The sequence below is a fragment of the Prauserella sp. PE36 genome (genome assembly GCF_003311655.1).
Taxonomy (GTDB): domain Bacteria; phylum Actinomycetota; class Actinomycetes; order Mycobacteriales; family Pseudonocardiaceae; genus Prauserella_A; species Prauserella_A endophytica.
In genome coordinates this window covers 1-8679 of the sequence record NZ_QEQT01000057.1, presented here as the reverse complement: position 1 = coordinate 8679, position 8679 = coordinate 1, and the positions used below count along the sequence as shown (strand labels likewise).

Below are 8679 nucleotides of genomic sequence, written 5' to 3'. Positions count from 1 at the left end.
GCCAACCGCACCGTCCGCAACGCCAGCTCCATCTCAAACCGCGCGTCCGGGTCGTGCATACGGTCGCCGAACGTCGACTCCAGCTGCCGCATGCGGTAACGCACGGTCTGTGGGTGGACGTTGAGGCGCTCGGCGACGTCGAGCACGTTGCCCTGCGCGTCGAGCCACGCCCGCAGGGTCTCGATCATCCGCTCACGCTGCTTCGCGGTGTGCCCGTCGAGCGCGGCGAGCAGGCGCCTGCGCAGCTGTCGCACCAGCAGCTCGTCGGAGTGCAGCAGCAAGGTGGGCAGGCAGTCGTCCGCCCAGGTCACGCGCCGCGCCGGCAGCACGCCCTCGTCGACGAGCGTGAGCGCCTTGCGCGCCCACCGAAGGGAGTCCGCCACGGCGTCGAGCGGAACGCACGTGCCGACGGCGAGGCGGCAGTCGGGCAGCGCGGCCTGGAGCACGGCGATGCGTTCACGTGTCAGCTCACCCGGCACGACCAGGTGGGGTTCGAGGCCGGTCAGCTCGGTGAGGACGTCGGGGTCGAGCACGGGGCGGGCGGGCGTGCCCGCGCGGTACAGAGAGCGCACGGCTAGCGGGGTCGCCGCCTCCGGCACCGCCCACCCAACGAGCTGGGCCAGTTCCTCGATGGCTTCGGCGGGGGCGGGCGGCCGCTCCAGGATCAGCTGCAGCAACCTGCGCCGCCACGTCTCCAGTGCGTCGGCGGAGCAGGCCTTGGCCTCGAGGTAGCCGTCGAGCGCCACCGAGGCGAGCTCGTCCATGAACGCGAGCATCGAGTCGGCCAGCTGGGACATGACAGCCGAGGAGAAGCCGCTGCGTCGGCCGACGCGCATAATGCGGCGCCACGCGATCCGGGCTCCCACGCGATACGCGGCCTGCAGCGTGTCGAGGCTGCGGCCCTCGCGCATCTCGTATTGCCCGAGTCTTCGATGCACCTCGTGCGCGTGTTCCTTCGACACGCTCGGGTCGGCGATCTGCTCGACGAACAACGTGATCGCGTGCTTCACCCCCGCTTTGATCGACTTTCCGTACGGTCCGTCGATGGGGCGGCGGTACTCGGGGATCAGTGCGCGGATCTCCGCGACGATCTCCTCGGCCACGCTTTCCAGCTCCGGCCTCATGATGTCGGCGAGCCGGCCCGGCAGGGCAGCGGATTCCACTGGTTCGTCTACTACGCGCCCGGACACGGTCGTCACCAGCTCCTTCCCCACAGTCATCGAGGGGTGACAGATGACACATCGAAAAAAGGGCTCGAAATGTATCACTCCGGGCGCAAAGGACCGGCGCCATCGAAGCGCGGTGACAAATTCCCGGTCGGGGTTATTGCATTCGTGACAAGAATGGCGTTGTCAATCCGCCAGTAGACGGCTCACCGCTTGGAGCACCGGGACCAATGCCTCGAGGTCCCGCCGCCGCGGCGTGGCGCATTCCGTGATGGCCGCGCCGACGACGTCGAACCGCGCGAGGCTCTCGATTCCGGCGACGAGCTGCTCGACGGACAGTCCGCCGGGCTCGTGGTAGTGCATGAGGGGACCGTGTTCCGCCGGGTCGAGCACATCGAGGTCGATGTGAAGGTAGACCTTCGTGGCGCCAGAATCGGTTACGGCGCCCGCGATCGCATCCGGTTCGGAGGGAACGGGCACGTGGCGAAGGAGCCCGTCGGCGACGGCCTGCCGTTCGGCGGGGTCGAACGCGCGCGTGCCGACGAGCACGGCGTGACCGGGTGCGAGTGGGGGGCTCGCGGCGAAATCGGGGTCGCCGTCGCCGAGCAGCGAGCGCAGGACCATGCCGTGGAAGGCACCGGACGGGGACGAGGCGGGCGTGTTGGAGTCGGCGTGCGCGTCGAACCAGACGATGCCGAGGCCCGGGCCGTGGCGGTACCGAGCGACGCCGACGGGCACCAGGTCGACGGCGCAGTCGCCGCCGAGGGTGAGCACCGGCCCCTCGGGCTCCTCCAGCGCCGCGAGCTGTGCCTGCCGATTGGCGACCAGCGCGGACTTGTTGCCGATGTTGTCCACAGTGGAGGTGCCCTCGGAGCCAACGGGTACCTCACGCGCCGGTACGCCCAGCACCTCGCTCGCGAGTGCCGCGAGCGCGCGACAGCCAGTGGGCAACCGCACGTCCGCACCCGCCCACGTGGCCCCCTGCCACTGCGGCACCGCCTGAACCAGCATGGCTCCAAGCTATCGCGAGTCCCCCGCTCCAGACCGCGAGTCCCCCGCCCCGGCGCGCGAGTCCCCCACTCCGTCGCGCGAGTCCCCCACTCCGTCGCGCGAGTCCCCCGCTCCAGACGCTGAGTCCCCCGCTCGGGAACGCACGACTCGGCGTCCCGAACGCAAGACTCGCGCACGGGAACGCACGACTCGCGGGCCCGAACGCGCGACTCGCGGGCCTGAGCGGGGAACTCGCGGGCCTGAGCGGGGCACTCGCGGGCCTGAGCGGGGCACTCGCGGGTGGAAGGGGCTACTCCAGGACGATCAGGAGGTCGCCGCCTTCAACCTGCTGCACCTTGCCTATGGCCAGCCGCTGGACGGTGCCGCCCTCCTGGGCGGTGATGGCGGCCTCCATCTTCATGGCCTCGATGGTCGCCACCGTGTCGCCCGCGGAGATCGTGTCGCCCTCGGCCACCTGAGCCGTCACCACACCGGCGAACGGCGCCGCGACGTGCTTCGGATTGTTCTTGTCGGCCTTCTCCTTGGCCGGCAGGTCGGAGGCCACCGAACGGTCTCGCACCTGGATCGGCCGGAGCTGACCGTTGAGGGTCGCCATGACGGTCCGCATACCGCGCTCGTCGGCCTCGCCGATGGCCTCCAGCTCGATCAGCAGCCGCACGCCCGGCTCCAGGTCGACCTGGTACTCCTCGCCCGGACGCAGCCCGTAGAAGAAGTCCTTGCTCGGCAGCACGCTGGTGTCGCCGTGCGCCTCGCGGTGCGCCTCGAACTCCTTCGTCGGCCCGGGGAACAGCAACCGGTTCAGCGTCGCACGACGGTTGGCCGCCAGCTCCGAGCGGTCCTCTTCGGACAGCTCCACCACCGGCTTCGGCTCCGCCCTGCCCTCCAGGGCCTTCGTGCGGAACGGCTCCGGCCAGCCACCGGGCGGGTCGCCCAGCTCGCCGCGCAGGAAGCCGATCACCGAGTCCGGGATGTCGAACTTCGACGGCTCCGCCTCGAACTCCTCGGGCGACACCCCCGCGCCCACGAGGTGCAGCGCGAGATCACCGACGACCTTCGACGACGGCGTGACCTTCACCAGGTGGCCCAGCATCTTGTCGGCCGCCTCGTACATCTTCTCGATGTCCTCGAAGCGGTCGCCGAGCCCGAGGGCCCGCGCCTGCGTGCGCAGGTTCGACAGCTGTCCGCCGGGGATCTCGTGGTGGTACACGCGCCCGGTCGGCGAGGCCAGTCCCGCCTCGAACGGCGCGTAGATCTTGCGCACGATCTCCCAGTACGGCTCGAGGTCACCGATCGCCTGCAGGTCCAGCCCGGTCGGCCGGTCGGAGAAGTCGGTGGCAGCCACGATCGCCGACAGCGACGGCTGCGACGTCGTACCCGCCATCGACGCGACGGCTCCGTCCACGGCGTCGGCCCCGGCCCCGATCGCCGCCAGGTACGTGCCGAGCTGTCCACCCGCGGTGTCGTGGGTGTGGATGTGCACCGGCAGGTCGAACTCCCTGCGCAGCGCTGTCACCAGCTTCACCGCTGCGGGCGCCCGCAGCAGACCGGCCATGTCCTTGATCGCCAGCACGTGCGCGCCGGCGCCGACGATCTGCTCGGCCAGCTTGAGGTAGTAGTCGAGCGTGTACAGCTTCTCCGCCGGGTTCGACAGGTCCGAGGTGTAGCACAGCGCCACCTCGGCCACTGCCGATCCGGTGCTCCGCACCGCCTCGATCGCAGGCCGCATCTGCTCCACGTCGTTGAGCGCGTCGAAGATGCGGAAGATGTCGATGCCGGTCGCGGTCGCCTCCTCGACGAACGCGTCGGTCACCTCGGTCGGGTACGGCGTGTACCCCACGGTGTTGCGGCCACGCAGCAGCATCTGCAGGCAGATGTTCGGCATCGCCTCGCGCAACGCCGCCAGCCGCTCCCACGGGTCCTCGGCCAGGAATCGCAGCGCCACGTCGTACGTCGCACCACCCCAGCACTCCACGGACAGCAGCTGGGGCACCGTGCGCGCCACGACCGGCGCGATCGCCAGCAGGTCCTTGGTCCGCACGCGCGTGGCCAGCAGCGACTGGTGGGCGTCGCGGAAGGTCGTGTCGGTCACGCCGATCGTCGGCGACTCCCGCAGCCAGCGCGCGAAGCCCTCGGGCCCCAGCTCGGTGAGCTTCTGCTTCGACCCGGCGGGCGGCTCACCCTCGGGCAGCACGGGCACCTTCGCCTGCGGGTCGATGAGCCTCGGCCGCTCGCCGTTGGGCTTGTTCACCGTGACGTCGGCGAGGTAGGTCAGCAGGCGCGTGCCGCGGTCGGCGGAGTGCCGCGCGGTGAGCAGGTGCGGCCGCTCCTCGATGAACGCGGTGGTGACGCGCCCCTCCTGGAAGTCGGTGTCGTCGAGCACCGCCTGCAGGAACGGGATGTTGGTGGCGACACCACGGATGCGGAACTCGGCCAGCGCCCTGCGGGCGCGGCCGACGGCGGTGGCGAACGTCCGCCCGCGGCACGTGAGCTTCACGAGCATCGAGTCGAAGTGCGCGCTGATCTCCGTGCCGGAGAACGCGGTACCGCCGTCGAGGCGGATGCCGGAGCCGCCCGGCGAGCGGTAGGCGCTGATCATGCCGGTGTCGGGCCGGAACCCGTTCGCGGGGTCCTCGGTGGTGATGCGGCACTGCATCGCCGCGCCCCGCAGATAGACCTTCTCCTGCGCCAGGTCGAGGTCGGCCAGCGTCTCGCCGGAGGCGATGCGCAGCTGCGACTGCACCAGGTCGACGTCGGTGACCTCCTCGGTCACCGTGTGCTCCACCTGGATGCGCGGGTTCATCTCGATGAAGACGTGGTTGCCGTCGCGGTCGACGAGGAACTCCACGGTTCCCGCGTTGCGGTAGCCGATCTGCCTGGCGAACTTCACGGCGTCGGCACAGATCCGCTCGCGCAGCCCGGGGTCGAGGTTCGGCGCGGGCGCCAGCTCGATCACCTTCTGGTGCCGCCGCTGCACCGAGCAGTCGCGCTCGTAGAGGTGGATCACGCCACCCTGGCCATCACTGAGGATCTGCACCTCGATGTGCCGGGGCTCCACGACGGCCTTCTCGAGGAAGACGGTCGGGTCGCCGAACGCCGACTCGGCCTCGCGGGCCGCGGCCTCGATCGACTCCCGCAGCTGCTTCGGGTCCTCGACCCTGCGCATGCCGCGTCCGCCACCACCGGCGACGGCCTTGACGAACACCGGGAAGCCCAGCTCCTCCGCGGCCTCCACGAGGGTGTCCACATCGGACGACGGTGCCGACGAGCCCAGCACGGGCACACCGGCCGCCTTGGCGGCGGCGACGGCGCGGGCCTTGTTACCGGTCAGCTCGAGGATCTCCGCGCTGGGGCCGACGAACGTGATCCCGGCTTCCTCGCAGGCGCGCGCCAGGTCCGGGTTCTCGGACAGGAAGCCGTAGCCCGGGTAGACGGCGTCGGCGCCTGCCTTCACGGCGGCGCGGACGATCTCGTCCACCGAGAGGTAGGCACGCACCGGGTGACCCGGCTCACCGATCTCGTACGCCTCGTCGGCCTTCAGGCGATGCAGCGAGTTTCGGTCCTCGTGCGGGAACACGGCCACCGTCCCCGCGCCCAGTTCGTAGGCGGCACGGAACGCACGGATGGCGATCTCGCCGCGGTTGGCGACGAGCACTTTGCGGAACATCCCCGGTCCTTTCCTTTACACGGATCGGTCGCGAGGCACGTTACCCCGAAGCTCCCGCTCTCCGGGAGTTCGCTCCCAGCTACTGGACATCACCGGCCGTCTGCCGGGATCGGGCCGGCGTAGAGCAGGCGGTTCGCGGTGCCGTCGCGCACGCCGGTGAGTACCCCGGGGCTCGCGTTCGCCACCACGGCCTCGGTCACCTGCTGCGGCGTCGCCTCGGGGTGGGCCGCGCGGTAGAGCGCGGCGACCCCGGCCACGTGCGCCGCGGCCACCGACGTGCCCGTCAGCTCGGCCGTCCCGCCCTTGAGCGCAGGGGCCCGCACGTCCGCGCCGGGGGCGTAGAGATCCACCGCGGCGCCGAAGTTCGAGGTCGGCACGGGTTTGTCGGCAATGTCGCTCGCGGCGACGGTGAGCACCTCGGGGATCCGGCCGGGCGAGCTCTGGCCCGCGTCGGCCGTCGCACCGCCCGCGGGAACGGCCACCGGCATGATCTTCGCCAGCCCGCGCACGGCCGTGTCCACGGCATCGCTCGCGGGGCCGCCGATGCCGATCACGGCGACCGCGGGCTGCCGCGCGTTGTTGACCACCCAGTCGACACCGGCGACCACACTGAGGCCGTTGCCGCCGCCGTTCTGGTCGAGCACCCGCACCGGCACGATGCGCACTCCCTTGGCGACGCCGTGTGCCTGCCCTCCGACGACCCCGGCGAGGCTGGTGCCGTGCCCGTTGAGGTCGACGGGGTGCTCGTCGCCGTCCACGAAGTCCTTGCCGCCCGCCACGCGGCCACCGAAGTCGGGATGGGTGCCGTCGACGCCGGAGTCGATCACGTACACGGTGACGCCCGCGCCGTCGCCCTGGTACCGGTAGCGCTGGTCCAGCTGGGCTCCCCCGGCCCGCTGGTCGATCCGGTCCAGCCCCCAGTTGGGCGGGGCCTGCTGTACGCCGGGAGCGGCGAGCGCCGGGGCGGCGGCGGCCGTGAGCAATGCGGCGGTCCAGGCGGCGAACAGGGAACGGGCCAGTCGAATACGCATGGGCACCCGTCTACCGCGCGCGAACCGGGCGCGCAGGCGGAGTACCACCATCGTGCGGTGCGCGGAGCGACTGCAGTGAAGGCCACAGTGATGATGTGTGTGGGCGGGATCCCGGCACTCCTGACTCGGAAGGCCACCGACACCCGTTGCGGGGTGTCTTGTGAAGGATCTGTCGGTGTGTCGGGGTCCCGTCCACTGCACGTGGCCGATTCGGCGGTTGTGACCTAATAGGAGCCTGTGCCAGCAGTCACCCGTCACTGTGCTGTCCGCCGTCGGTTGGTGCGTGCCACCCGGTGCCCGGACAGACACAGGAATGGCGGTTACAGCATGAGAGCGTGTCAAGTTTTCTGTGTAAGTTGATCTAGAAAATTGGTGTGTTAGAGGTAGGTGTTGAGGCGGTCGGGGTAGTGGACGGCGAGGGCGCCGAGGGCTTGTTTCCAGCCTGGGACGATGCCGCCTTCGACGAGTTTTCCGGGTGCTTTGCGCTTGCTGGACGGCAGACCGCGTTCCTGGTCGCGCTGGCGGGCGCGTTTGTCTTCGATGTCGCGGATGGCCAGCCAGAGCAGCTTGATCACGGCGTCGTCGCTGGGGAAGTGACCGCGATTCTTGATGATCTTGCGGAGTTGGTAGTTCAAAGATTCGATCGAGTTCGTCGTATAAATGATCTTGCGCACCTCGGGTGGGAAGGCCAGGAACGGGATGAACCGTTCCCACGCGTTCTCCCAGGTGGCGACGGCGGCCGGGTACTTGCGGCCCCACTCCGATTCCGCGAAAGCGCGCAGTTCGGTCTGGGCGGTCTCGGCGGTGGGGGCGGTGTAGATCGACTTGAGCGCGGCCGCGACCTTCTTCCGGTCGCCGTAGGCCACGAACCGCATCGCCGCCCGGATCAGGTGCACGGTGCAGGTTTGCACCGTGGTGTGCGGCCAGGTGGCCTCGATCGCCTCGGGCAGCCCGCTCAGCCCGTCGCAGCAGACGATGAGCACGTCGCGGATGCCGCGGTTACGCAGCTCGGCGCAGACCCCGGCCCAGAATTTCGCGCCCTCGGCTGCTTGCACCCAGATCCCGAGCACGTGCTTGACGCCATCAAGATCGACACCGACGGCCAGGTGCGCGGAGCGGTTACGCACCTGATGGCCGTCGCGAACCTTCACCACCAGCGCATCCAGATAGACGATCGGATAGATCTCCTCCAGCGGCCGCGATTGCCAGGCCTTGACCTCCTCGAGCACGGCGTCGGTGACGTTGGCGATGGTCTCGTGCGAGAGCTCGGTGCCCAGCGTGCGCGCGAGATGATGCTGGATATCGCGCACCGTCATCCCGCCCGCGTACAGCGAGATGATCATCTCGTCCAGACCGCCGGCCCGGCGAGAACCCTTCGGAACCAGCCGCGGCTCGAACGTCCCCGCCCGATCCCGAGGCACCGCCAGCGGCACCTGCCCCACCTCGGTGGCCAGCGTCTTCGGGCTCGCCCCGTTGCGCGAGTTCGGGCTACCCCGCCCGGCCGGATCACCCTTCTCATAGCCCAGATGATCCGCCAACTCCGCCTGCAAACCCCGCTCCAACACCGCCTTGACCAGCTCCGGCAGAAACCCACCCTCCCCGGTCAACGCCAGCCCGTCCTGATCGACCCGATCCATCACCCGATCCAACAAGCCAGCATCCACCAGCTCAGCCACCACATCCCGCGCCGAACCCGACCCCGACAACGGCGGCTCGAACGAGCCCTGCTGCGATTCCTCGGCCACGGTCACTGTGTACTCCATCCAACTCAGAAGTTGATCTCATACACAGAACATTTGACAGGCCC

The 8679-nt window shown here is 69.8% G+C and carries 5 protein-coding genes; all 5 read right to left on the bottom strand.

The window, feature by feature from the left end:
* Positions 1–1124, bottom strand: a 1124-nt coding sequence (locus tag DI005_RS13550) for a PucR family transcriptional regulator (RefSeq protein ID WP_369973579.1), incomplete at its 3' end; no start/stop codon positions are given.
* A 228-nt stretch (positions 1125–1352) separates the two neighbouring features.
* Positions 1353–2177 (bottom strand): arginase family protein, encoded by an 825-nt coding sequence (locus tag DI005_RS13545; RefSeq protein WP_113642305.1) that lies wholly within the window; start codon positions 2175–2177, stop codon positions 1353–1355.
* Between the two features lie 289 nt (positions 2178–2466).
* The gene (locus tag DI005_RS13535; RefSeq protein ID WP_112271851.1) at positions 2467–5841 is read right to left on the bottom strand and encodes a pyruvate carboxylase; all 3375 of its coding nucleotides are present in this window, start codon (positions 5839–5841) and stop codon (positions 2467–2469) included.
* A gap of 89 nt (positions 5842–5930) precedes the next feature.
* Positions 5931–6872: a S8 family peptidase gene (locus tag DI005_RS13530; RefSeq protein WP_113642304.1), complete on the bottom strand. Its 942-nt coding sequence runs from the start codon at positions 6870–6872 to the stop codon at positions 5931–5933.
* Positions 6873–7249: 377 nt separating this feature from the next.
* Complete coding sequence (locus tag DI005_RS13525) at positions 7250–8548, bottom strand: IS256 family transposase (RefSeq protein ID WP_369973578.1); 1299 nt, start codon at positions 8546–8548, stop codon at positions 7250–7252.
* Positions 8549–8679 lie beyond the last annotated feature (131 nt).

Excerpts from the sequence above, each read along its gene's own strand:
- DI005_RS13545 (WP_113642305.1), bottom strand. The coding sequence starts at position 2,177 with ATGCTGGTTCAGGCGGTGCCGCAGTGGCAGGGGGCCACGTGGGCGGGT.
- DI005_RS13535 (WP_112271851.1), bottom strand. The coding sequence starts at position 5,841 with ATGTTCCGCAAAGTGCTCGTCGCCAACCGCGGCGAGATCGCCATCCGT.
- DI005_RS13530 (WP_113642304.1), bottom strand. The coding sequence starts at position 6,872 with ATGCGTATTCGACTGGCCCGTTCCCTGTTCGCCGCCTGGACCGCCGCA.